This is a genomic window from Paracoccus simplex (assembly GCF_042648325.1).
GTDB classification, from domain to species: Bacteria; Pseudomonadota; Alphaproteobacteria; order Rhodobacterales; family Rhodobacteraceae; genus Paracoccus; species Paracoccus simplex.
This window is the reverse complement of record NZ_JBHRXE010000022.1, coordinates 35,840-59,349: the sequence shown is the minus strand read 5'-3', so window position 1 is coordinate 59,349 and position 23,510 is coordinate 35,840. Positions and strand designations below refer to the sequence as shown.

Annotated in this window: 25 protein-coding genes and 1 tRNA gene; 13 read left to right on the top strand and 13 right to left on the bottom strand. The window is 66.9% G+C overall.

What is annotated here, in order from left to right; all coding sequences use genetic code 11:
- The 4 genes from phaC to ACFOMP_RS10070 form a co-directional block, all read left to right on the top strand.
- Window positions 1–1,953, top strand: a 1,953-nt coding sequence (gene phaC, locus ACFOMP_RS10085; RefSeq protein ID WP_379030012.1) for a class I poly(R)-hydroxyalkanoic acid synthase, incomplete at its 5' end; no start/stop codon positions are given.
- Between the two features lie 116 nt (window positions 1,954–2,069).
- The gene (locus ACFOMP_RS10080) at window positions 2,070–2,546 is read left to right on the top strand and encodes a phasin family protein (RefSeq protein ID WP_289893576.1); all 477 of its coding nucleotides are present in this window, start codon (window positions 2,070–2,072) and stop codon (window positions 2,544–2,546) included.
- 162 nt (window positions 2,547–2,708) lie between these two features.
- Window positions 2,709–3,296 carry a polyhydroxyalkanoate synthesis repressor PhaR gene (phaR, locus tag ACFOMP_RS10075; RefSeq protein ID WP_289893575.1) on the top strand — a complete coding sequence of 196 codons (588 nt, stop codon included), beginning with the start codon at window positions 2,709–2,711 and terminating at the stop codon, window positions 3,294–3,296.
- A 50-nt stretch (window positions 3,297–3,346) separates the two neighbouring features.
- Window positions 3,347–3,436: transfer RNA gene (locus ACFOMP_RS10070), tRNA-Ser, on the top strand.
- Window positions 3,437–4,181: 745 nt separating this feature from the next.
- Here the strand turns inward: ACFOMP_RS10070 and ACFOMP_RS10065 are convergent.
- Window positions 4,182–5,459, bottom strand: coding sequence for a lytic murein transglycosylase (locus ACFOMP_RS10065; protein WP_289893558.1), 1,278 nt, complete (start codon window positions 5,457–5,459; stop codon window positions 4,182–4,184).
- Window positions 5,460–5,604: 145 nt separating this feature from the next.
- Window positions 5,605–6,648, bottom strand: coding sequence for an EF-P lysine aminoacylase EpmA (gene epmA, locus ACFOMP_RS10060; RefSeq protein ID WP_379030009.1), 1,044 nt, complete (start codon window positions 6,646–6,648; stop codon window positions 5,605–5,607).
- Window positions 6,649–6,768: 120 nt separating this feature from the next.
- Here epmA and efp point away from each other — a divergent pair, with 120 nt between their 5' ends.
- Window positions 6,769–7,335 (top strand): elongation factor P, encoded by a 567-nt coding sequence (gene efp, locus ACFOMP_RS10055; RefSeq protein ID WP_289893560.1) that lies wholly within the window; start codon window positions 6,769–6,771, stop codon window positions 7,333–7,335.
- Window positions 7,336–7,395: 60 nt separating this feature from the next.
- Here efp and ACFOMP_RS10050 read toward each other — a convergent pair whose 3' ends face one another.
- Entirely contained in the window at window positions 7,396–7,563 is a 168-nt protein-coding gene (locus ACFOMP_RS10050) for a hypothetical protein (RefSeq protein WP_289893561.1), read from the bottom strand.
- A gap of 114 nt (window positions 7,564–7,677) precedes the next feature.
- Window positions 7,678–8,706 (bottom strand): N-acetyl-gamma-glutamyl-phosphate reductase, encoded by a 1,029-nt coding sequence (gene argC, locus ACFOMP_RS10045; protein WP_289893562.1) that lies wholly within the window; start codon window positions 8,704–8,706, stop codon window positions 7,678–7,680.
- Between the two features lie 467 nt (window positions 8,707–9,173).
- Between argC and panB the strand changes: the two genes are divergently transcribed.
- Both panB and panC read left to right on the top strand, forming a co-directional pair.
- Window positions 9,174–10,004 (top strand): 3-methyl-2-oxobutanoate hydroxymethyltransferase, encoded by an 831-nt coding sequence (gene panB / locus ACFOMP_RS10040; protein ID WP_379030006.1) that lies wholly within the window; start codon window positions 9,174–9,176, stop codon window positions 10,002–10,004.
- The gene (gene panC, locus ACFOMP_RS10035; RefSeq protein WP_379030004.1) at window positions 10,001–10,849 is read left to right on the top strand and encodes a pantoate--beta-alanine ligase; all 849 of its coding nucleotides are present in this window, start codon (window positions 10,001–10,003) and stop codon (window positions 10,847–10,849) included. The genes panB and panC overlap by 4 nt, the downstream gene beginning before the upstream one ends.
- A 56-nt stretch (window positions 10,850–10,905) precedes the next feature.
- On the opposite strand, the gene ACFOMP_RS10030 is transcribed toward panC, so the two are convergent.
- Genes ACFOMP_RS10030 through ACFOMP_RS10020 form a run of 3 tightly spaced genes read right to left on the bottom strand, consistent with a single transcriptional unit; the run spans window position 10,906 to window position 13,252 of the window.
- The gene (locus tag ACFOMP_RS10030) at window positions 10,906–12,282 is read right to left on the bottom strand and encodes a sensor histidine kinase (protein ID WP_379030002.1); all 1,377 of its coding nucleotides are present in this window, start codon (window positions 12,280–12,282) and stop codon (window positions 10,906–10,908) included.
- Window positions 12,279–12,947 carry a response regulator transcription factor gene (locus ACFOMP_RS10025; protein WP_379030000.1) on the bottom strand — a complete coding sequence of 223 codons (669 nt, stop codon included), beginning with the start codon at window positions 12,945–12,947 and terminating at the stop codon, window positions 12,279–12,281. The genes ACFOMP_RS10030 and ACFOMP_RS10025 overlap by 4 nt, the downstream gene beginning before the upstream one ends.
- Window positions 12,947–13,252: a PepSY domain-containing protein gene (locus ACFOMP_RS10020; RefSeq protein ID WP_289893568.1), complete on the bottom strand. Its 306-nt coding sequence runs from the start codon at window positions 13,250–13,252 to the stop codon at window positions 12,947–12,949. Before ACFOMP_RS10020 ends, ACFOMP_RS10025 begins: the two co-directional genes overlap by 1 nt.
- 224 nt (window positions 13,253–13,476) lie before the next feature.
- Between ACFOMP_RS10020 and ACFOMP_RS10015 the strand changes: the two genes are divergently transcribed.
- The 4 genes from ACFOMP_RS10015 (at window position 13,477) to ACFOMP_RS10000 (ending at window position 16,532) form a co-directional block, all read left to right on the top strand.
- Entirely contained in the window at window positions 13,477–14,220 is a 744-nt protein-coding gene (locus tag ACFOMP_RS10015) for a calcium-binding protein (protein WP_379029998.1), read from the top strand.
- Window positions 14,221–14,374: 154 nt separating this feature from the next.
- Window positions 14,375–14,749 carry a YciI family protein gene (locus ACFOMP_RS10010; RefSeq protein ID WP_379029996.1) on the top strand — a complete coding sequence of 125 codons (375 nt, stop codon included), beginning with the start codon at window positions 14,375–14,377 and terminating at the stop codon, window positions 14,747–14,749.
- Entirely contained in the window at window positions 14,736–15,989 is a 1,254-nt protein-coding gene (locus tag ACFOMP_RS10005; RefSeq protein WP_289893571.1) for an RNA polymerase sigma factor, read from the top strand. Before ACFOMP_RS10010 ends, ACFOMP_RS10005 begins: the two co-directional genes overlap by 14 nt.
- 78 nt (window positions 15,990–16,067) lie before the next feature.
- Window positions 16,068–16,532 (top strand): SRPBCC family protein, encoded by a 465-nt coding sequence (locus tag ACFOMP_RS10000; RefSeq protein ID WP_019353364.1) that lies wholly within the window; start codon window positions 16,068–16,070, stop codon window positions 16,530–16,532.
- 42 nt (window positions 16,533–16,574) lie between these two features.
- On the opposite strand, the gene ACFOMP_RS09995 is transcribed toward ACFOMP_RS10000, so the two are convergent.
- Window positions 16,575–16,931 carry a Rieske (2Fe-2S) protein gene (locus tag ACFOMP_RS09995; RefSeq protein WP_289893572.1) on the bottom strand — a complete coding sequence of 119 codons (357 nt, stop codon included), beginning with the start codon at window positions 16,929–16,931 and terminating at the stop codon, window positions 16,575–16,577.
- Window positions 16,932–18,044 (bottom strand): 4-hydroxyphenylpyruvate dioxygenase, encoded by a 1,113-nt coding sequence (gene hppD / locus ACFOMP_RS09990; RefSeq protein WP_289893573.1) that lies wholly within the window; start codon window positions 18,042–18,044, stop codon window positions 16,932–16,934.
- A 123-nt stretch (window positions 18,045–18,167) separates the two neighbouring features.
- On the opposite strand from hppD, the gene ACFOMP_RS09985 reads away from it, so the two are divergent.
- Window positions 18,168–18,641 (top strand): Lrp/AsnC family transcriptional regulator, encoded by a 474-nt coding sequence (locus tag ACFOMP_RS09985; RefSeq protein WP_379029993.1) that lies wholly within the window; start codon window positions 18,168–18,170, stop codon window positions 18,639–18,641.
- A 108-nt stretch (window positions 18,642–18,749) separates the two neighbouring features.
- Entirely contained in the window at window positions 18,750–19,760 is a 1,011-nt protein-coding gene (locus ACFOMP_RS09980; protein WP_379030021.1) for a lysine-2,3-aminomutase-like protein, read from the top strand.
- A gap of 108 nt (window positions 19,761–19,868) precedes the next feature.
- Here ACFOMP_RS09980 and ACFOMP_RS09975 read toward each other — a convergent pair whose 3' ends face one another.
- The 4 genes from ACFOMP_RS09975 to ACFOMP_RS09960 are packed head-to-tail and all read right to left on the bottom strand — an operon-like array spanning window position 19,869 to window position 23,463.
- Window positions 19,869–20,720, bottom strand: coding sequence for an ATP-binding cassette domain-containing protein (locus ACFOMP_RS09975; RefSeq protein ID WP_379029991.1), 852 nt, complete (start codon window positions 20,718–20,720; stop codon window positions 19,869–19,871).
- Window positions 20,717–21,553, bottom strand: coding sequence for an ABC transporter ATP-binding protein (locus ACFOMP_RS09970; protein ID WP_379029989.1), 837 nt, complete (start codon window positions 21,551–21,553; stop codon window positions 20,717–20,719). Before ACFOMP_RS09970 ends, ACFOMP_RS09975 begins: the two co-directional genes overlap by 4 nt.
- Window positions 21,554–21,556: 3 nt before the next feature.
- Window positions 21,557–22,459: an ABC transporter permease subunit gene (locus tag ACFOMP_RS09965; protein ID WP_289893544.1), complete on the bottom strand. Its 903-nt coding sequence runs from the start codon at window positions 22,457–22,459 to the stop codon at window positions 21,557–21,559.
- The gene (locus ACFOMP_RS09960) at window positions 22,456–23,463 is read right to left on the bottom strand and encodes an ABC transporter permease subunit (RefSeq protein WP_289893543.1); all 1,008 of its coding nucleotides are present in this window, start codon (window positions 23,461–23,463) and stop codon (window positions 22,456–22,458) included. The genes ACFOMP_RS09965 and ACFOMP_RS09960 overlap by 4 nt, the downstream gene beginning before the upstream one ends.
- Window positions 23,464–23,510 lie beyond the last annotated feature (47 nt).

Genomic DNA, 23,510 nt, shown 5'->3' with positions numbered 1-23,510 from the left:
CTGAGCGCCGTGGACGAGGCGCTGCGCCCGCTTGGCGCCACCGGACCCGCGGCGCCGGGGCAGGGCAGGCCCGCCAAGGCCCCCGCCGCCGCGGGCGCCACCGCGCCGGAGAAGCCCACCATGCCCGGGCGCGATGCCCCCGCCGCCCCGGCGCTCGGCAATCAGGCGACGGCGTTCGCCGAGGCCGCTTTCGGCGCCGACAGCCGGCTGCCCGAGCAGCTGGCCCTGAATATCGAGCGCATCGAATCGCTGACGCAGCGGCTGATCAGCGCCTTGGCGCAGCGCCGCGCCCACAGCCCCGGCGTCGAGATGCCCGGCCCCGACCTTTTCGCCACCGCCACCTCGGCCTGGCTGAAGCTGCTGGCCGAGCAGCCCGAGCGGGTGATCGGCCAGCAGGTCAGCTATTGGGGCGAAACCCTGCGCCATTTCGCCGAGGCCCAGGCCGCCTTCGCCCGCGGCACCCTGACACCGCCGCCGGCCGAGGGGCCGCGGGACCGCCGCTTCTCGAATCCGCTGTGGGAGGCGCATCCGTTCTTCAACTTCATCAAGCGGCAATATCACATCAACGCCCAGGCGCTGGAGGAAGCGGCCAGCGCGCTGGACCTGCCCGAGATGACCGACCGGCGCCGGATCGAATGGTTCACCCGCCAGATGATCGACATGATGGCGCCGACGAATTTCCTGGCCACCAATCCCGACGCGCTGGAAAAGGCCCTGGCGACCGAAGGCGAGAGCCTGGTCAGGGGGCTAGAGAACCTGGTCCGCGACGTCGAGCAGAACAGCGGCGAGCTGATCGTCTCGCTGGCCGATCACGACGCCTTCCGGGTGGGCGAGAACATCGGCACCTCCGAAGGCAGCGTCGTCGCCCGCACCCGGCTTTACGAGCTGATCCAGTACAAGCCGAGCACCGGGCAGGTGCACGAGATCCCGCTGGTGATCTTCCCGCCCTGGATCAACAAGTTCTACATCCTCGACCTCAAGCCGCAGAACAGTCTGATCAAATGGATCGTCGACCAGGGCTATACGCTGTTCGTGGTGGCCTGGAAGAACCCCGACCCGAGCTATGGCGAGACCGGCATGGACGATTACGTCCACGCCTATCTCGAGGTCATGGACCGGATCCTGGACCTGACCGACCAGAAGAAGCTGAACGTGATCGGCTATTGCATCGCCGGCACCACGCTGGCCCTGACGCTGTCGCTGCTCAAGCAGCGCGGCGACGACCGGGTGAACTCGGCCACATTCTTCACCACCCTGACCGATTTCGAGGACCAGGGCGAATTCACCGCCTATCTGCAAGAGGATTTCGTCTCGGGCATCGAGGAGGAAGCGGCGCGCACCGGTGTCCTCAGCGCCCAGTTGATGACGCGCACCTTCAGCTTCCTGCGCGCCAACGACCTGGTCTGGGGACCGGCGATCCGCAGCTACATGCTGGGCGAGACGCCGCCCGCCTTCGACCTGTTGTTTTGGAACGGCGACGGCACGAACCTGCCGGGACGCATGGCGGTGGAATACCTGCGCGGCCTGTGCCAGCAGAACCGCTTCGTCCGCGAAGGGTTCGAGCTGATGGGCCAGCGCCTGCATGTCAGCGATGTGACCGTGCCGCTTTGCGCCATCGCCTGCGAAACCGACCACATCGCCCCCTGGCGCGACAGCTGGCGCGGCGTGGCGCAGATGGGCTCCGCGGACAAGACCTTCATCCTTTCCGAATCGGGCCATATTGCCGGCATCGTCAATCCGCCCAGCAAGAAGAAATACGGCCATTACACCTCGGATGCCGGCTTCGACCGGGGCGAGCAGCACTGGCTGGACCAGGCGCAGCGCCACGAAGGCAGTTGGTGGGGTCGCTGGGGCGAATGGCTGGCGCGGCATTCCGGTTCCCTGGTCGAAGCGCGGGACTCCGGCGAGGGTTTCGGCCCGGCTCCCGGCGTCTATGTCCACGAGCGCGCCTAGCAGAAATTTTCTGCACCGCAGCAAGAAAACCTTGCAATGCTGCGGTGCAGAAAGTATATGGGGGACAGAACAGTTCAACCGGTGCCCAAGCTTCGCGCCGATCTAGGAGAGAGCAAATGGCCAAGACCCCCGACTTCACCAAAACCCTGCAGGAAATGCTGGCGAAAATGCCGATCGACACCTCCTCTGTCCAGGACGCGTTCAAGTCGCAGACCGCGCTGGGCGAGAAGATGGCCCGGGTTGCCCTGGCTGCCGCCGAGCGTTCGACCGAGATTTCGTCGCAATGGGCGAAAGACACCATCGCCCGCCTGGGCGAGCTGACCGCCTCGAAGGAAGAGCCGGCCGAATACGCCAAGGCCGTGAGCGATTTCGCCACCTCCGCCGCGGAAGCCGCTGCCGAGCATATGGCCGCCTTCGCCGAAGTCGCCAAGAAAGTGCAGATGGACACCGTCGATCTGATGCTGACCGCCGGCAAGGACCTGGCCGCCGACGCCCAGAAAGCCGCCGAGAAGGCCACCCGCGAGACCCAGGCCGCGGTCAAGAAAGCCGCTGCCGCCGCGACGACCTCGGCCAGCACCGTGACCAAGGCCTGATCCGCGCCTTCGGCCGTATCGGACAATTCGGGACAAGGGGGCAGGGTGCTGCCCCCTTTTCTCATTTCTGCACGCCGCGTCGCGTCGGGAATGACGGGCGATTTTCTTTGCATTTCCGCGGGTCATTTCCCATCATGCTGCAAATGCATCGCCGGAGGAGCCATGGCCGAGGCCGAGAATACGACCCCGCTGCTGATCAAGCGCTATGCGAGTCGCCGCCTCTACAACACCGAGACGAGCGATTACGTCACGCTTGACGACATCGCCCGTTTCATCCGCGCCGGACGCCAGGTCCGCATCGTCGACCTGAAGACCGGCGACGACCTGACGCGGCAATATCTTCTGCAGATCATCGCCGAGCATGAGGGCCGGGGCGAAAACGTGCTGCCGGTCGAGGTTCTGATCGACCTGGTGCGCAGCTACACCACGCAGGCGCAATCCGTGGTGCCGCAATTCCTCGCCGCCAGTTTCGAGATGCTGCGCGAGGGCCAGTCCAAGATGATGGAGAACCTGTCGACCTTCCCGAACCCGATGTCCTCGATGCCCGGCTTCGAGGCGCTGCAGCGCCAGCAGCAGATGTTCCTGAAGGCGATGGCGGCGGGTTGGGGGACGGCGGGCAGCAGCGGCCCCGAATTGGGCGAGGTCGAGCCTGATCCCCGCCGCGCCGGCAAGAAGGCCGCCGAACCCGAAGACATGGCCGAGATCCGCCGCCAACTGGCTGAATTACAGAAGCGGATTTCCAAGCTTTGAGAGAACTGCGGCTTGCGCCGGCCGCCGCGCCGCGCTAGATGAGCCGCCACGGACGGTTGGCCGAGTGGTCGAAGGCGCACGCCTGGAAAGTGTGTAGGCGGGGAACCGTCTCGAGGGTTCGAATCCCTCACCGTCCGCCAATTACCTTGATTTTATTGGATTTTTCTGCCGGCCGCGTTTCCAACAAAGGTCTATGGCAGAAATAGGAAACGCCCACCGCGACCGGCTGAGCGCTCACGAGGTCGCGAATGGAAGGCTCGTCCGCCCGCCTGGCCGGACGGAAGAGTATGGCGAAGAACGCCGGGAAAGCCGATGAGATCAAAAGACCATTGAAGCGATGCAGGCAGCGGGGATTTCGTTCGTCGGAACAGTGCCGGCACCTTGGGGCTGAATTACCGAAACTTTGGCATCAGACGACATTAAGCCCTTCATTCAAGATCGGGAAGTATGGTTCGCCCGCAAGAACGGCGCGTTCAAGCAACGGTATCTTGATTGGGTAGCGACATGCGGCAAACCGCGTTGCGGCGCGACCAATGCAAAGGGAACCCGGTGGACGAAATCTTATTAGAAGTTGCCTGTCTAATCTGGCGGCGTGAAATCAGTATTGGCGATTTCTACGAAGTCCTGCAGGTTGATCTTGACGATCTTACAGTGACACGACCGATGTTGCGACCGAGCTTTCGGGCATCTTGAGCTTGAGCTTGAGCTTGAGAAGTAGCAGCCATGAAGGCAACGAGACGGTCACGGATTCGGCTTGTTGCGGTTCAGAATAGAAGCTGTCCCGAAAACGTGAATTCTCGTGATAATGGAAATTATGTAAAGTAGATAGCTCCCGACGAGCGACAGCAACACTGCCATCGCTCGCCATTCCAGGACTTGGCTACCTCAGCCGCGACGCAATTGTTCCAGCAACACCGCCGAGGGTTCGCCCGTGACAGGCAAACCGCGCGAGGTCTGATAGGCCTTGATCGCGTTGGTCGTGTTGCTGCCGACATTGCCATCCACGCCTTGCGTGTCGAAACCGCGCACGGTCAGCAGCCGTTGCATTTCCTTGCGTTGCTCGATGCGCAGGCCGGGATGATCGGCCGGCCAGGGATTGGCCAGGCCCGGATAGCCCTTCAGCCGGTCCGCCAGATGCGAGACCGCCAGCGCATAGCTGTCGGCATTGTTGTAGCGCAGGATGGCGTGGAAGTTGCGGGTGATCAGGAAGGCCGCGCCCGAGGGGCCGCCAGGAATGATCAGCTCGGTCGAGGCGCCCGCCGGCGGCAGGGGGCGCGATGTCGCCTGCCGCACGCCCAGCGACTGCCATTCCGAGACGCTGCGGCGCTTGCCCTTGCCGGCAAGCCCGGTGTTGAAGCCGGCGGGCAGCGTGACCTCGACCGCAGCCGGCAAGCCGGCTTGCCAGCCGGATTTCGCCAGGTAATTCGCCGCCGAAGCCAGCGCGTCCGACGGATCGTTCGACCAGATGTCGCGTCGCCCGTCGCCGGTGAAGTCGACGGCATAGGCCAGATAGGTGGTCGGAATGAACTGCGTGTGGCCCATGGCGCCGGCCCAGCTGCCGGTCATATGCGCGGGGTCGATGTCGCCCGCTTGCAGGATGCGCAGCGAGGCCATCAGCTGGCTGCGGAAGAAGTCGCCGCGATAGCCCTCATAGGAGAGCGTCGACAGCGCCTCGATCAGCGGCAGGTCGCCGCGGCGCTCGCCATAGGTGGATTCCATACCCCAGACCGCGGCGACGATCTCCTTGTCGACACCATAGGTCGCCTCGACGCGGTTCAGCACGCCGCCATATTGCGCCAGCGCCGCGCGGCCGTTGTTCTGGCGCTTTTCCGAAACCGCGTTCTCGAGATATTCCCAGAGCGATTTCTTGAACTCGGCCTGGTTCTGGGAACGGCGCACCACTTCTGGATTGTAGGTCACGTCGCGGAAGGCGAAATCCAGCGTCCCGTCACTGATCCCCTGCGCGCGCGCATTGGCCTTGAAGCCCTGGATCCAACCGTTCAGCCCGGCCACCTTGGCAGGCGGCGGATTCTGATTGCGGCCCCATTTGATCTCTTGGCTCTGCTGGGCCACGCCGCCGGGCTGATAGATCCCGCCGGTGCATCCGCCCAGCACCAGCGCCAGAGCCGTCAAGGTGGCCGACACCCGCAATGAAAACCGCATTTCTACCCCTCGCTCGATTGTTTGGACCAGAGTAGCGGGGCCGTGAACAGGCTGGAAGGCGTAATCACAACCGTGGCAACAGCCCGCCCAACAAGCGCCGCCGGGCATTCGCTCCTGCCCAAGACATCCCGGGCCAGCGCCTGCCTTACGAAAGGGACGTCCAAAGAACCTCGTCGATCCGCGGCGCGCCGGTTGCCAGCATCACCAGCCGGTCGAACCCCAGCGCGCAGCCCGAGGCCGGTGGCATGAAGGCCAGCGCGGCCAGAAAATCCTCGTCCAGCGGATAACGCTCGCCATAGATTCGCGCCTTTTGCTCCATCTCCAGCAGGAAACGGCGGCGCTGCTCGACCGGGTCGGTGAGTTCGCCGAACCCGTTGGCGAGTTCTACCCCGCAGGCGTAAAGCTCGAACCGCTCGGCCTCGCGCGGCTCGTCCGCGGCGCGCCGGGCCAGCGCAGCCTCGGCGGCCGGATAGCGGTCGAGGATCAGCGGCCGGCCATGGCCCAGATGCGGCTCGACCTTTTCGACCAGCACCCGGGACAGGATGTCGGACCAGCCGTCATCTTCGGCCAGCCTTATCCCCTGCCCCTCGGCCTGGGCGCGCAGCGCCGCCGCATCGGTCTCGGTCCCGTCGCAGGTCGAAAGCAGGTCGATGCCGGCATAATCGCGGAACGCCTGCGCCACCGTCATCACCTCGGGCGTGGCATAGGGATCGCATTCGGCGCCGCGAAAGCGCAGCAACTCGGTGCCGGCACATTCTGCGGCATGCCGCAGATACTGCGCGCAATCATCGAAAAGGACACGATAATCCCGGCCGACACGATACCATTCCAACATGGTGAACTCGGGACTGTGCAGCGCCCCGCGCTCGCGGTTGCGCCAGACATGGCTGAAGGCGAAGATGCGCTCCTCGCCCGCCGCCAGCAGCTTTTTCATGGCGAATTCGGGGCTGGTGTGCAGATACATCGGCCGAGGCATCCCGTCATTGCCGATCTGCCGGGTCTCGAAGGCGTGCAGATGCGCCTCGTTTCCCGGACTTACCGCAAGGGCCAGCGGGTCGACCTCGGTGAAATCCTGCGCTTCGAGCCAGTCGCGGAGCGCGCGCTGGATGCGGTTGCGGGCCAAGAGCAGCGGCCGGCGCCCGGCATGGCGGTCTCGGTCCCACCACGGGCTTTCAAGGGCGGTTTTCATCGCGAACCTCGTTTTTCGCTGCTTGCGACTGGCGCGAGGCCGCGCGAGGCGCTAAGGGAACTCATCATCGCCGGCATAGCCGGCGCGTCGGAATTTGAAAAGCAGGCAAGGGAAACCGCCTTGAAAGTCATCGCCTCCAGCCTTCGCAAAGGCAATGTCGTCGAGATCGACGGCAAGCTTCATGTCGTCCTGACGGCGACGAACTTCCACCCCGGCAAGGGCACGCCGACCACCCAGGTCGAGCTGCGCCGCATCGCCGACGGCAACAAGGTCTCGGAACGCTGGAAGACCACCGAGCAGGTCGAGCGCGCCCATGTCGACGAACGCGCCTATAACTTCCTCTACGAGGACGGCGAGGGGTTCCATTTCATGGAGCCGGAAAGCTACGAGCAGGTCGTGGTCTCGCCCGACGTGGTCGGCGACGACAAGGTGTTCCTGGAAGACGGCATCAGCGTCTTCCTGCAGGTCCATAACGGCGTCGCCATCGCCATCGAACTGCCGCAGAAGGTCACCGTCGAGGTGGTCGAAACCGAGCCGGTGGTCAAAGGCCAGACCGCCTCGTCCAGCTACAAGCCGGCCATGGCGCATAACGGCGTGCGGATCATGGTGCCGCCGCATATCGGCGTCGGCACCAAGGTGATCATCAACACCGCCGACCTGACCTATGTGGAACGCGCCAAGGCCTGAGGTCTTGTCGATTGCATGACTGACGGGGCGGGGCCGCGGGCCCTGCCCTTTTTCTTGGCCTCAGTCGGCCGTTGCGGCCCCCACCGTGGCCCCGGCCACGGCGCCGACGGGGCCGGCCACGACCGCGCCGCCGATGCCTCCGGTCGCGGCGCGTTCGGTGGCATTGTCGCCGCAGCCGGCCAGTGCCAGCACCATGACGGAAGCGGCGGTCGCAAACAGGCTACGCATTCCCAATCCTCCTCTGGGGGCGGCGACATGCGCCGCCGCTCTGGCAACAAGACGCGCCGAGAAGGCCCGGGGTTCCCGGGAAAATTCGGAAGAATGCGCCGCAGGCCCCTGGGTTCAGGGAAAGATCGGCGCCAGCATCAGCCCTTCGGTTTCCGGCAGGCCGAGCATCAGGTTCGCGTTCTGCACCGCCTGCCCCGAGGAGCCCTTGCAGAGATTGTCGAGCGTCGAGACCACCAGCGTGCGGCCCGAGATGCGGTCCCCGGTCACGCCGATATGGCAGAAGTTCGAGCCCTGCACATGCGCCATTGCCGGCAATTGCCCGAAGGGCAGCACCACGACGAAAGGCTCGTCGGCATAGGCCGCCGTCAGCGCGGCATGAACCGCCTGCGCCTCGCCCTTCAGATAGCAGGACGCCAGGATGCCGCGGTTCACCGGCACCAGATGCGGGGTGAACTGGATCTGCACCGGCCGGCCGGCCAGCAGCGAAAACTCCTGGTCGAATTCGCCCAGGTGGCGGTGCTTACCGCCCTGCGAATAGCCGGCCACATCCTCGGAGCGCTCGGCGAAAAGCATGTTTTCCTTGAGCGAGCGCCCTGCCCCGGACACGCCGTTCTTCAGGTCGCAGATGATGTCGTCGAGGTCGATCAGCCCTGATCCGATCAGCGGCCGCAGCGCGAACTGTACCGTGGCGGCGTTGCAGCCGGTGCCGGCGACCAGTCGGGCGCCGCGGATCTGGTCGCGATAGAATTCGGTCAGCCCGTAGACCGCCTGCGGCTGGATCTCGGGCGCGGCATGGTCAAGCCCATACCATTTCAGATATTCCGCCGGGTCGCGCAGCCGGAAATCGGCGCCCAGGTCGACGATCTTCACGCTTTCCGGCAGTTGCCCGACCAGCGGCTGGCTCAGGCCATGCGGCAAGGCGCAAAACACCAGGTCGATGGCCGAGAAGTCGATCTCCTCCATCCGGACCAGGGCCGGCAGTTTCAGGTGCCGCAGATGCGGGAAGACCTCGGCATAGCCCTGCCCCGCCTTGCGGTCGGCAGAGAGCGCAGCGATCTCGATCCGGGGATGGGTGGCAAGGATGCGGACCAGTTCCGCGCCCGTGTAACCCGATGCTCCAAGGATGGCAGCTTTCAGCGTCATGTCTCGATCCCGAGGAACTGGCCGCAACGCGGCATCTGCGTTCGATGGACCCGCGCGAAGGGGCCTTGCAGCGGACTATGCCCGGGTCGGTTCGGTGTCAAGGAAGGTCGGCACTGCGGTCACGCACAGAACCTACAATTTATCTATGAATATATTATATCTATTTGACATTACTTAAATCATCGTCTGGTCACGCTCTGGCCGTCCGGCGGTTTCCGCCTCTTGCCATGCCGTGGCATCGTGCCGGGATGCAAGGCGAATGGGACGCGGATCTCCTGACCAGAACCCAAGATATTGCGATCAATGCCTTGATATAAAAGGCTTCATCGCGGATCTCCTGCAACCCGGACCAGCTCCTTCTTTTCATGCGCCTGGATCGCGCCCCGCCTCATTTTATTGCGAGACATCCCGGCGCGAATCCAATATTCGGGCACCGGCCGCCGCGGCCGAGGACAAGGGAGAGAGAGATGAGCGCGACCCCTGATCGTAAGGGCCGGCTTGGCCCCGGCGACATCCGTGCCCGCAAGGGCGTCGAGCCCGTGGTCTGCCTGACCGCCTATACCACCCCCATGGCCCGTCTCGTCGATGCGCATTGCGACCTGGTGCTGGTGGGTGACAGCCTGGGCATGGTGTTGCACGGCCTGCCATCGACCCTGGGCGTGACGATGGAGATGATGGTCCTGCATGGCCGCGCCGTGGCGCGCGGCAGCTCGCACGCCTGCATGGTGGTCGACATGCCCTTCGGCAGTTACGAGGAAGGCCCCGAGCAGGCTTTCCGCAACGCCGCGCGGCTGATGGCCGAGACCGGCTGTCAGGCGGTCAAGCTGGAAGGCGGCCGGCACATGGCCGAGACCGTGGCCTTCCTGGTGGCGCGCGGCATCCCGGTCATGGGCCATGTCGGACTGACGCCGCAATCGGTGAACACGCTCGGCGGCTACAAGGTGCAGGGCCGCGGCCATCACGAGGCCGACCGCATCGCCGGCGACGCCGCGGCGCTGGCCGATGCCGGCGCCTTCGCCGTGGTGCTGGAAAAGCTGCCCGCGGCGCTCGGCCGCCGCATCACGCAAGAGATCGCCGTGCCCACCATCGGCATCGGCGCGGGCGTCGATTGCGACGGCCAGGTGCTGGTGGTGGACGACATGCTGGGCCTGTTCTCGGAGTTCCGGCCCAAATTCGTCAAGCGCTATGCCGAACTGGGCCAGGATGCCGAGGCCGCAATCGCTGCCTATGCCGCAGAGGTGCGGGCCCGCAGCTTCCCCGGCCCCGAGCATGTCTTCGGCGAGGGCAAGCCGGAATGAACACGCCGATCGTCCGGCCGCTGGCCGAGCTGCGCGACAAGGTCCGCGACTGGAAATGCCGGGGCGAAACCATCGGCGTCGTCCCCACCATGGGGGCGCTGCACGAAGGGCATCTGAGCCTGGTCCGCGCTGCGAAGGCCGCTTGCGACCGGGTGATCGTGACGCTGTTCGTGAATCCGCGCCAGTTCAACAATGCCGAGGATTTCGCGAAATATCCGCGCACCGAACATGCGGATGCGGCGCTGCTCGGCCCCCTGGGCGTCGACCTGCTGTTCGTCCCGGACGGGAACGAGGTCTATCCGCCCGAGCACGCGACGGTGATCTCGGTCTCGGGCGTCACCGGGCCGCTGGAGGGCGCGCATCGCCCCGGCCATTTCGACGGCGTCGCGACGGTGGTGACGCTGCTGTTCAACATGACCCAGGCCGACCGCGCCTTCTTCGGCGAAAAGGACTGGCAGCAACTGCAATTGGTGCGGCGGCTGGCGCTGGACCTGAAACTGCCCATCGAGATCGTGCCCTGCCCCTGCGTGCGGGCCCCGGACGGGCTGGCGCTGTCCTCGCGCAACCAGCGGCTGACGCCCGAGGGCCGGTCCCGCGCCGCCGCCCTGCCCCGCACGCTGTTCGACGCGGCGCGGCGGATCGAGGCGGGCGAGCCGGCCGCCGGGACGCTGACCGCCGCGCGCGCCGAGCTGGAGGCGGCGGGGATCGGGCCGGTGGAATATCTGGAACTGCGCGACGGCGAGACGCTGCAGGCGCCGCAGCGCGGCCGTCCGGCCCGGCTGCTGGTCGCGGCCTGGCTCGACGGCGTGCGGCTGATCGACAACGTGGCGGTGGTCCTGCCGTGACCATGGGCATTCGGGCAGCGGGAAAACCGCAGGAGTGGTGCCGCGACCGAAGCGAGTCAGGACGGGTCGGGGGACGGTGAAGCCGGGTCGGGCGACAGCGCCTCGAAGCGCAATTCGGCCTGGAAGCCGGGATGGGTGTTGCGCAGCGCCAGCGCGCCCTGCGCGGCATCGACGATATCGGCGACCACGGCCAGGCCGATGCCCTGCCCCTCGCCGCTGGGATCGAGGCTGAGGCCGCGGCGGGTCAGCCCGGCCAGATGCGCCTCGGGCACGCCCGGGCCGTCATCGCTTATGGCGATGCGGATGGCACCGGCCTCTGGCCGGACCCGGACGCGCACCGTGTCGCGGGCGTGGCGCATGGCGTTTTCCAGCAACGCACCAAGCGCCTCGGTCAGGTCGTCGGGGTCGATGCGGGCGCGCAATCCGGGCGCGGCATCGAGCTGCCAGTCGATCTCGGCGCCCAGGGGCGTGCGGCGCAGCACGCCGATCAGCTTGGCGGCGATCGGGCCGGGCTCGGCGCCGGCGGCATTGCGCCCCGACTGGATGCGGGCGCGGGCCAGTTCCCGGTCGACATGGCGGCGCATGTCGGTGGCGACGGTCTCGATGCTGCGGGCGATCTCCTCCTCGCCGCGGGCACGCAGCTGCGCGGCATCGCCCAGCAGCGCCTGCAGCGGCGTCTTGAAGCCATGCGCCAGATTGGCGGCACGCTGGCGGGCGCGGGCCAGTTCCTCGTCCCGGGCGTCGAGCAGCCGGTCGATCTGGCTGGCAAGCGGGACCACCTCGGCCGGCAGATCCTGGCCGATGCGCGGCCGCCCCCCCGAGACCAGCCCCGCCACCCGTTCGCCCACCCGGGCCAGCGGCTGCAGCCCGATGCGGATCTGCAGCCAGCTTGCCCCCATCAGCGCCGCGCCGAGCAGCGCGAGATAGGGCAGCAGGTCGCCCAGGAAACCGCGCCGCGCCAGTTCCAGATCGTCGCGATTCTCGGCCACGATGATGCGCAGCGGCACCGGCCGGTCGCCGCGGCCGACCGACAGGCCCTGCTCGACCGCCAGCAGCGCCTCGCCGCGCGGTCCGGGCAGGGTCCGCACCCGGGTCTGGCCCGGCGGCGGCGCCGGCGCCTCGGCCGGCAGCGTATAATCCCAGAGCGAACGCGAGCGCCGTGTCTCCTCGCCCAGCGTCACCTGCCAGTAATGACCCGAGAAGGGCTGGCTGTAGAGCGGATCCTCGGGCGGCGGCCGCAGCCGGGCGCCGCCATCCGCCTGGGGTTCGACCATGGCCGCCAGGGCCAGCGCCCGGGCGCGCAGGTCGGCGACGGCGACGCGCTCGCCATGGCGCTCGAACAACATGGCCAAACCCATGCCGGACAGCGCCAGCGCCGCGGCGATGGCCAGCGCCCCGGCCAGGACCAGCCGCCAGCGGATCGAGCGGGTCACGCCGCCGGCCCGTTTTCCAGATGATAGCCGAAGCCGCGCCGGGTGCCGATCACGCCCGGCCCCAGCTTGCGGCGCAGCCGGGTAATGATCGCCTCGACCGCATTCGCCTCGCGCGATTCGTCGTCGCCGTAGAGATGCTCCAGCAGCTCGGTCGGCGGCACCGTCCGGTCGCGGTTCAGCGCCAGATAGGAAATCAGCCGGAACTCCAGCGGCGTCACCGGCACCGGGATGCCGTCGATGGCGGCGGTCATCCGGTTCAGGTCCACGGTCAGCCGGCCGATCTGCTGGGTCGCATTGCCCCGCCCGCCGGCGCGGCGCACCAACGCGCGGGCGCGGGCGATCAGCTCCTCCATGCGGAAGGGCTTGGGCAGGTAATCGTCGGCGCCGGCGTCGATCCCCTCGACCCGCTCGGTCCAGGCGCCGCGGGCGGTCAGGATCAGCACCGGGCTTTCGCAGCCCTCGGCGCGCCAGCGTTTCAGCACCGTCAGCCCGTCCAGGCGCGGCAGGTTCAGGTCCAGCACGATCAGGTCGTAATTCTCGGTGCCGCCGCGGAACCAGGCGGTCTCGCCATCGGCGACCGCCTCGACCAGGAAGCCCGCGGCCTTCAGCGCCCGTTCGAGATCCGCGGCGATGCGCGGCTCGTCCTCGACAACCAGCACCCGCATCAGTCCTCGTCCAACTCGAGAATGGTGCCGGTCGCGGCGTCCAGTTCGACGTCGATCAGCCGGCCGTCCTGCGTCACCAGCTCGACCTCGTAGATCAGCATGTCGTCATCCTGCCCCAGTTCGACCTCGATCACCCGGCCCGGATGCGAATCTTGCAGCCTTGCCAGCACCTCGGCAAGCGGCAGGATGACACCCCGCGCCACCGCGTCGCGGGCAAACTCGAAATCCGGGTCCGCCAGATCCTGCGCCTGGGCCGAAACCAGGGGTAGCGACAGGACCAGAGACAGGAGGGCGAGCGTCTTCATGCCGGTTCTGATAGCGCCTGAGAACTGACAACGGCCTGACAAGGCGGGCAAACCCGCCCGAACGCCGATCTGCCGGGCCGCCTGACAATCGCCTGACAGTCCGGGTCAGAACACTGTCAGCAAGCCTGTGCCATCTCCTCATTCATTCCATCCGCGACGGATGCACCGCCGCGATTCCCCATTTCTGCGCGGGTCCACCCCGTCCCATAAAAAGGAACAACACCATGGCACGCAAGATCGGAACCAATTTCGCCGATGTGCTGAACGGCACCAATGCCGCCGACTGGCTGGCGGGGCTGGGCGGCAACGATCGGGCCTTCGGCCTGGCCGGCAACGACACGTTGCTGGGCGGCGAAGGCAAGGACAGCCTGCATGGCGGCCTTGGCAATGACGAGATCGCCGGCGGCAATGGCGATGACGACCTGTTCGGCGGCGCCGGTTTCGACAAGCTGTTCGGCGGGAACGGCCATGACGAGATCGAAGGCGGAAACGGCAATGACACCCTGTTCGGCGGATTCGGCAATGACGAGCTGGAGGGCGGGAACGGCCATGACCGGCTTTGGGGCGGCCATGGCAATGACGATCTGGAAGGCGGCGCCGGCAACGACCTGCTGAACGGTGGCGTCGGCCATGACGAACTGGATGGCGATTCCGGGAATGACCGGCTGTGGGGCGGCGCAGGCCGCGATTCGCTGGATGGCGGCCGCGGCAATGATCTGCTTTGGGGCGGCCAGGGCGCCGATGTCTTCGAATTCGAGCGGGGCGACGGGCTGGACGTCATCACCGATTTCCAGAACGGTCTGGACCGGCTGGACTTCGACGATTTCAGCCGCGCCCAGGTGCAGCAGGTGATCAACACCGCCCAGCAATCGGGCGACGACCTGGTGCTGCGGCTTTCGGCCGATACCACCGTCACCATCCGCGACATGCGGGCGAACCAGCTCGACATGGGCGATTTCGTGTTCTGATCCGGCAGGCATGACCGGACCGGCCGCCGCGGAGCATCCCTTCGCGGCGGCTTTTCCATGCGCAATGCCGGCCCCCGCCCCCTATCGGCGCGAATATTTTGCCTTCAGTGTCGGAACCCGGACGCACCCGCCGTCCTTGGCACAGGAGGACCCGATGCTTTACGCGCTGCTTTGCTACAATGACGAGGCCGTCACCTCGGCCTGGACCCGCGAGGAGGATGCCGCGGTGATGGAGCGGCTGGGCGCCGTGCATCGCAAATGGGCCCGGCAGTTCGGCCCGGTGGCGCGGTTGATGCCGACCAGCGCCGCGACCACCTTCCGCAAGGACGAGCAGTTGGTGCTGGACGGCCCCTATGCCGAGACCAAGGAGCAGCTGCTGGGCTTTTACATCGTCGAGGTCGAGGGGCTGGCCCAGGCGCTGGACATCGCACGCGATCTGGGCGCGGCCAATCCCGGCGGCGCCTACGAGATCCGGCCGCTGATGATGTTCCATCCGGGAGGAGAGGCGGGTGACGATGGACAGGACTGACCCCGGCTGGATCGAGGCGCGGCTGACCGGCGCGCGGCCGCGCGTCATGGCGGCCCTGCTGCGCTATTTCCGCGATCTCGACCTGGCCGAGGAGGCCTATCAGGAGGCCTGCCTGCGCGCCCTGCGCCACTGGCCGCAGAACGGCCCGCCGCGCAACGCCGAAGGCTGGCTGATCATGGTCGGGCGCAACGCCGCGCTGGACCATCTGCGCCGCGACGCCCGGCGGGCCGACCTGCCGCCCGACGAGGCCATGCCGCAGCCCGAGGACGGCCCCGACCTTGCCGAACGGCTGGACGCGGCGGATTACCGCGACGACATCCTGCGGCTGCTGTTCGTCTGCTGCCATCCCGACCTGCCCGCCACCCAGCAGATCGCCCTGGCGCTGCGCATCGTGTCGGGCCTTTCGGTCGAGCGCATCGCCCGCGCCTTCCTGGTCGCCCCCCGCGCCATGGAGCAGCGCATCACCCGCGCCAAGGCCCGCATCGCGCAGTCCGCCCTGCCCTTCCACACACCCGGCCCGTCCGAGCGCGCCGAGCGTTTCGCCGCCGTGATCGCGATGATCTACCTGATCTTCAACGAGGGCTATACTGATGCCGACCCGGCCGGCGAGCGCGCCGCGCTCTGCGACGAGGCGATCCGGCTGGCCCGGCTGATGCTGCGCCTGTTTCCAACCGAGCCCGAGATGATGGGCCTGCTGGCGCTGATGCTGCTGCAGCACAGCCGCCAGCCGGCGCGCTTCGACCCGGACGGCGCGCCGATCCTGCTGGAAGCCCAGACGCGGACCTTGTGGGATCGCGCGATGATCGACGAGGCGCTGGCCATGCTCGACAAGGCGATGCTGCACCATCGGCCCGGCCCCTATCAGATCCAGGCCGCCATCGCCGCGCTTCATGCCCGCGCGCCGCGACCCGACGAGACCGACTGGGCCGGCATCGACCAGCTCTATGCCGCGCTGGAACGGCTCGCGCCTTCGCCGGTGGTCACGCTGAACCGGGCCGTCGCCCTGTCCAAGCTGCACGGCCCCGAGGCGGCGTTGGCCCTGGTCGAACCGCTGCGCCAGCGGCTGGACGGCTATTTCTACCTGCACGGCCTTCGCGGTGCCTTGCTGCGCCAGTTGGGCCGGAACACCGAGGCCCGCGAGGCCCTGTCCCGTGCCATCGGACTGGCCAATTCCGCCGCCGAGGCCACGCATATCCGCCGGCAACTGGACAGCCTGCAGGCGCTTTCGGAAGGATCCTGAAGTTTTTTTCGCGGCCCTTGTCGGATAGCCGCCCCTCCGCCCGTTCCTTGACCAGAACCCAGACCAAGGAGAGATCCCATGACCCATGAACCGAAACACATGCTGGTGTTGGACCGCGTGCTCGACGCCCCCGCGGCCAAACTGTGGCGCTGCTGGACCGAGTCCGAGCTGCTGAAGCAATGGTTCTGCCCCAAGCCCTGGTTCGTTTCCGAGGCGCGGTTGGACCTGCGGCCGGGCGGCGAGTTCTATAGCGTGATGAACGGCCCCGATGGCGAGCGGTTCGAGAATTTCGGCGTCTTCCTGGAGATCGAGCCCGAGCGGCGGCTGGTCACCACCGACGCCTTCCTGCCCGGCTGGATTCCCACCGAGCGCGCCTTCATGGCCGCGCATGTGCGCTTCGAGCCGCAGGGTGACAAGACCCATTACGTCGCCCGCGCCATGCACTGGAACGACGAGACGCTGAAGCAGCACGAACAGATGGGTTTCCACCAGGGCTGGAACATGGCCGCCGATCAGCTCGAGGCGCTGGCAAGGTCGCTCTGACCGCGATGGGGAAGGCGCCGGGGTGGCGCCTTCCCGCCCGGGTCAGGTCGAAGCGATCCTGACCTTGCCGCCGGTGGTGGACAGCGGCACGATGTCGAGCCCGCAATCGGCGCCCGCCACCGCCCGACCGCTGGCGATGTCGAACATCGCGCCATGGGCGGAGCAGATCAGCCGCGCGCCGTCGGCCGAGACCAGCCGATCGCCGCGATAGTCCAGCGGCAGATACTGGTGCGGACAGGCATTCACATAGGCCCGCAGCCCCTCGGGCAGCCGCACCAGCAGCAGCGGAAAGCGGCCATTGCCGCTTTCGACGGTCAGGCAGCGGATATGGCCGATCTCGGTCTCGTCGCAGATCTCGGTCCCGGCGGGCGGGGCCGAGGCATAGTCGGTCCAGGCCATTCAGGCGGCCGGGTCGGCATGCAGCACGCCACGGCGGATCTGGTCCGCCTCGATCGATTCGAACAGGGCGCGGAAATTGCCCTCGCCGAAGCCGTCATCGCCCTTGCGCTGGATGAATTCGAAGAAGATCGGCCCGATCACCGTCTTCGAGAAGATCTGCAGCAGCACCCGGGTCGTGCCGCCGCCCACGACGCCCTCGCCGTCGATCAGGATGCCGTGCCTCTTCATGCGGTCGATGGGCTCCCGATGGTCTTTCACCCGCTTTCTCGACATTTCGTAATAGACATCCGGCGGGCCGGGCATGAACGCCATGCCGGCCGCGGCGATCCGGTCGGTGCCGGCATAGATGTCCTCGGTGGCGATGGCGATGTGCTGGATGCCCTCCCCCTTGTATTCGCGCAGGTATTCCTCGATCTGGCTGCGGTCGTCGGTGGATTCGTTGATCGGGATGCGGATCTTGCCGTCGGGCGAGGTCAGCGCCCGGCTGACCAGCCCGGTCTGCTTGCCCTTGATGTCGAAATATTTGATCTCGCGGAAATTGAACGTGTCGTGGTAAAATTTATACCAGCTGTCCATGTTCCCGCGCACCACGTTATGCGTCAGGTGGTCGAGATAGTAGAAGCCGAAGCCCTCGGGTTTCGGGTCCGGTTCGCCCAGCCAGTCGTAATCGGCATCATAGGCGCTGCCGGCATCGCCGTAGCGGTCGATGAAATACAGCAGCGAGCCGCCGATGCCGTAAACCGCCGGCGCGTCGATGGACTTGCCGCTGCCGGTATATTCTTCGGCGCCCAGGGCCAGCGCGCGCCTCAGCGCCGCCTGCGCATCGACCACCCGCCAGGCCATGGCGGGGGCGCAGGGCCCGTGCTCGCGCACGAAACCGGCGGCATGGCTGTCGGGATCGGCGTTCAGCAGGTAGTTGATATCGCCCTGCCGGTAAAGCGTGATGGCCTTGCGCTTGTGCTTGGCCACCGGCACGAAACCCATCTGCCGGAAGATGCGGTCCAGCGTTCCGGGCTCGGGATGGGCGAATTCGACGAATTCGAACCCGTCGGTGCCGGCGGGATTGTCGGGGCTGATGGTGGCTTTCGGGGCGTCATGCGGGAACGGACCCATGGCGTCTCCTCCTGTTCTGCTCGCGTGCTGGCTTGATCATCGCGCGACAGCCGTGCAATTTCGCTGCAAACTGGGCCAAGGATTCGACCGGAATACACGGATCGCGCATGAAGGGAGTTTATCATGCAAGAAACGCGCATGGACGGGTTCGACATCGCCATCCTCTCGGCCTTGCAGCGCGACGGGGCGATGACCAATGCGGCGCTGGCCGAACTGGTGAACCTGTCGCCCTCGCAATGTTCGCGCCGGCGTGCGGCGCTGGAGGCGGCGGGCGTGATCGAGGGTTACTCGGCCCGGCTCAACCCGCAGAAGCTGGGCCTTGGCCTGCGCGCCATCATCCGCATCAACTTGCGCAGCCACGGCCAGGGCAAGGACGATGATTTCGCCCGCTTCGTCGCGGCGCACCCGCAGATCCGCTCGGCCTTCTCGGTCTCGGGGGATGCGGATTACATCCTGGACGTTCGGGTGCGCGACCTGGAAGCGTTTTCGGATTTCATCCATCGCCACCTGCTGCCGCATCCGCAGGTGGCGCAGGTGCGCTCGGAAATCGTGCTGCGCATCCTGAAGGATGAGCGCAGCCTGGCGCTGCCGGCCTGAACCTGCCCTTGCCAAGCCGGCGGCATGGGCCGATATACCGCATTTCCCCAGCCGCGCGAGTCCGCCTTGTCCGCAGAAAAGCCCCGTCCCATCACCACCGTCGCCGGCATGGTCGATGCCGGGCTGGCCGATGCGGCCAAGGCCGGGACGCTGGAACAGGTCGCGGCCGAGTTCCGCATCCGCATGACTCCGGTCATGCAGCGCGCAGCCGAAGCGGCGCCGCACGGTCCGGTCGCGGCGCAGTTCGTGCCCGATGCACGGGAACTGCTGATCCGGCCCGAGGAACTGGCCGATCCGATCGGCGACGATGCGCACAGCCCGACGCCCGGCCTGACGCATCGCTATCCCGACCGGGTGATCCTGCACGTCACCCGCAGTTGCGAGGTCTATTGCCGCTTCTGCTTCCGCCGCGAGGTGGTGGGCGAGGACGGTACTCTGCCCGAACCGCAGCTGGCCGCGGCGCTGGATTATGTCGCCCGGACGCCGGCCATCCACGAGGTGATCCTGACCGGCGGCGACCCGATGGTGCTGTCGGCGCGCCGCATCGCGGCGCTGCTGCAGCGGCTGGCGGCGATCCCGCATGTCGATATCGTCCGCTTCCATACCCGCATCCCGGCGGTGGCGCCGCAGCGCATCGACGCCGCCATGCTGCAGGCGCTGCGCCCCGAGCGGCTGGCGGTCTGGGTGGTGCTGCACATCAATCACGCCGACGAGCTGACCGCCGAGGCTTGCGCCGCCCTGGCCCGGCTGGCCGATGCCGGTGTCCCGCTGCTGTCCCAGACCGTGCTGCTGAAAGGGGTGAACGCCGACGCCGAAACCCTGGCCGGATTGTTCCGGGCGCTGATCCGCAACCGGGTGAAGCCCTATTACCTGCATCATTGCGACCTGGCGCGCGGCACCAGCCATTTCCGCACCAGCATCGCCGAGGGCCAGGCGATCATGGCGGAGCTGCGCGGCCGGCTGTCGGGGACCTGCCTGCCGACCTATGTGCTGGACCTGCCGGGCGGGCATGGCAAGGTGCCGCTTGGACCGGGCCAGGTCGAGGAAACCGCGCCGGGCCGCTATCTGATCCGCGACTGGCGCGGTCGGATGCACGATTATCGCGATCTGGACGCTTGAGTCCGGGGCGCCTCGCCCCCCGGATCTCCGAGCGTGTTTGAAAAACCAGAGAATCCCGCCAAGGCGGCGGCGGCGCGCGCCTCGGCGGGTTTTGCGCAGCCGGCGGGGTCAGGCGGTCGCGGCGCGCAGAGCCTGGCGGCGGGTCACCCGTTCGCGGATCGCCTCGACATCCGTCACCGGGGTCGCGGCGAACAGCTCGCGCGTATAGGGGTGCCGGGGGTCGGCAAAGACCGCCTCGCGGCTGCCCTGTTCCACCGCCTCGCCCTTGTGCATCACCAGCACCTCGTCGGCGATGTAGCGCACCACCGACAGGTCGTGGCTGATGAACACATAGGCCAGGTCGAACTCCTCCTGCAGGTCGGCCAGTAGGTTCAGCACCTGCGCCTGCACCGACAGGTCCAGCGCCGAGACCGGTTCGTCCAGCACCAGCAGCGTCGGGTTCAGCATCAAGGCCCGGGCGATGGCGATGCGCTGGCGCTGCCCGCCCGAGAACATGTGCGGATAGCGGTTGAACACCTCGGGCGGCAGGCCGACCTTGACCAGCATCTCCTCGGCCCGGCGGCGCCGTTCGGCCGAGGGCGTGTCGGTGTTCAGCAACAATGGCTCCATCAGCACGTCGCCGATCTTCTGGCGCGGGTTCAGGCTGCCATAGGGGTTCTGGAACACCATCTGCACCTTGGAGCGCATCTCGCGCGTCAGCCGCTGCGTGCCGATATCCACCGCCTTGCCGTCGATCAGCAGCTCGCCTTCGGTCGCCGGGTCGATCAGCGCGATGATCCGCGCCAGCGTCGACTTGCCCGAGCCGGATTCGCCGACGATGGCCAAAGTCTTGCCGCAGTCCACCGAAAAGCTGATGCCCTTGACCGCGCGCACCTCGCGCGCCCGGCGGGTCAGCGAGCCGGGAACGTGATAGTCGCGGATGATGTTGCGGCCTTCGACGACATGGGTTCCGGTGCTCATTTCGCGGCCTCCTCGAGGAACGAGCCCACGGTGGGCAGCCGGCCGCCGGTGGCGTTTTCCGGCAGGGCCGAAAGCAGCGCGCGGGTATAGGGGTGCCTGGGCGCCTCGAACAGCGACAGCACGTCGGCCTCTTCCATCTTCTTGCCCTTGTATTGCACCTGCACCCGGTCGGCGGTTTCGGCGACGACGCCCATGTCATGGGTGATCAGGATCAGCGCCATGCCGGTCTGTTCCTGCAATTTCATCAGCAGATCGAGAATCTGCTTCTGGATGGTCACGTCGAGCGCGGTGGTGGGCTCGTCGGCGATCAGCAGGCGCGGGTTGGTGGCGATGGCCATGGCGATCATCACCCGCTGGCATTGCCCGCCCGACATCTGGTGCGGATAGGATTTCAGCTTTTCCTCGGGGTCGGGGATGCCGACCTGGCGGTAAAGCTCCAGCGCCCGGGCCCGCGCGGCGCGTTTCGACAGGCCGGCGTTGAAACGCAGCACCTCCTCGATCTGGTAGCCGGTGGTGAAGCTGGGATTCAGCGAGGCGATGGGCTCCTGGAAGATCATGGTGATCTCGCGCCCGATGATGCGCCGCCGCTGGCGCGGGGTCATCCCAAGCAGGTCCTGGCCGTCGAAGCTCATCTCGTCGGCGGTGACGGTGGCGGTATCGGGCAGAAGCCCCATCGCCGCCAGCATCGACACCGACTTGCCCGAGCCGGATTCGCCGACGATGGCCAGCACCTCGCCCTTGTCGACACGCACGTCGATGCCGTCCACGGCGGTGAAGCTGCCGGTCGAGGTGGCGAAGCGCACGGTCAGGTTGCGGATTGTCAGCAAGGCCATGGCTCAGCTCCGCTTCAGTTTCGGGTCGAGCGCGTCGCGCAGACCGTCGCCCATCAGGTTGATCGCCAGCACCGAGACCAGGATGGCCAGGCCGGGGAAGGTGACGACCCACCAGGCGCGCAGGATGAACTCGCGCGCCTCGGCCAGCATGGTGCCCCATTCCGAGGCCGGCGGCTGCGCGCCCATGCCGAGGAAACCCAGCGCCGCGGAGTCGAGAACCGCCGAGCTGAAGGAAAGCGTCGCCTGCACGATCAGCGGCGCCAGACAGTTGGGCAGGATGGTCTTGAACATCAGCCGCAGGTTCGAGGCGCCCGCGACCTTGGCGGCGGTGACGTATTCGCGCGCCTTCTCTCCCATCACCGCGGCGCGGGTCAGGCGGGCGAAATGCGGCTGGTAGACGATGGCGATGGCGATCATCGCATTGGTCAGGCCCGGCCCCAGCACCGCCACCAGCACCAGCGCCAGCAACAGCGATGGGAAGGCCAGCACCACGTCCATGACCCGCATGATCACCGAGTCGACCCAGCCGCCGAAGAAGCCGGCGACAAGCCCGATGACGATGCCGCCGGTCAGGGCGATGGCAACGACGACGATGCCGATGAACAGCGAATATTGCGCGCCGTAGATCAGCCGCGACAGCATGTCCCGGCCCACCGCATCGGTGCCCAGCAGGAAGCCGGCGCGGCCGCCCTCTTGCCAGATCGGCGGCACCAGCAGCGCGTCGCGATACTGCTGCGTGGGGTCATGCGGGGCGATCAGTGCCGCGAAGACGGCGGTCAGCACCAGCAGGACGAAGACGACGAGGCCGATCACCGCGCCGCGGTTCTGGCTGAAGTAGAACCAGAACTCGCGCAGCATCCGGCGGCGAATGGCTGCGTCCGAGATCTTGACGGTGGTATCGGTCATTTGTGCCGGATCCTCGGGTTGATGAGACCATAGGTCAGGTCGACGATCAGGTTCACGATCATCACGATGGCGGCGATCAGCAGCAGGCCCGACTGCACCACCGGATAGTCGCGGCGCGAGATCGAATCGATCATCCACTTGCCGATGCCGGGCCAGGAAAAGATCGTTTCGGTCAGGATGGCGCCGGCCATCAGCACGCCGATCTGCAGGCCGATGGTGGTGATCACCGGGATCATGGCATTGCGCAGCGCATGCACGCCGATCACCCGGCGCGGCGACAGGCCCTTGGCCTTGGCGGTGCGGACGTAATCCTCGCCCATCACCTCGAGCATGGCCGAGCGGGTCTGGCGCGCGATCACCGCCAGCGGGATGGTCGCCAACACGATCGAGGGCAGGATCAGGTGGCTCAGCGCCGAGGCGAAGGCGCCCTCCTGACCGGAAAGCAGGCTGTCGATCAGCATGAAGCCGGTCACCGACGGGAAGAAATACATCAGCGAGATGCGCCCCGAGACCGGCGTCCAACCCAGCACGCCCGAGAACAGGATGATGAGCAGCAGCCCCCACCAGAAGATCGGCATCGAAAACCCGATCAGCGCCCCGGTCATCGAGATCTGGTCGAACCAGCTGCCGCGCTTGATCGCGGCGATGACGCCCACCGGCACGCCGATCAGCGTGGCCAGGACGATGGCGACCAGCCCCAGTTCGACCGTGGCCGGGAACAGCGCCAGGAACTCGGCCAGCACCGGTTTCTTGGTCACCAGCGAATTGCCCAGGTCGCCCTGCAGCAGGTTGCCGAGATAGTGGAAATATTGCTGCCAGACCGGCTTGTCATATCCGAGCTGCGCCGCGATCTGGGCGTAGCGTTCGGGCGAGACGCCGCGCTCGCCGGCCATCAGCAGCACCGGGTCGCCGGGCAGCAGCCGGATGAAGCCGAAGGCCACCAGCGTGATCCCGATCATCGTCGGGACCAGGTAAAGCAGTTTCTTGAGGATGAATCTGAGCATCGAACCCTGACCTAAGGGCCGTGCAGGGGGCTTCCCCCGCACGGCCG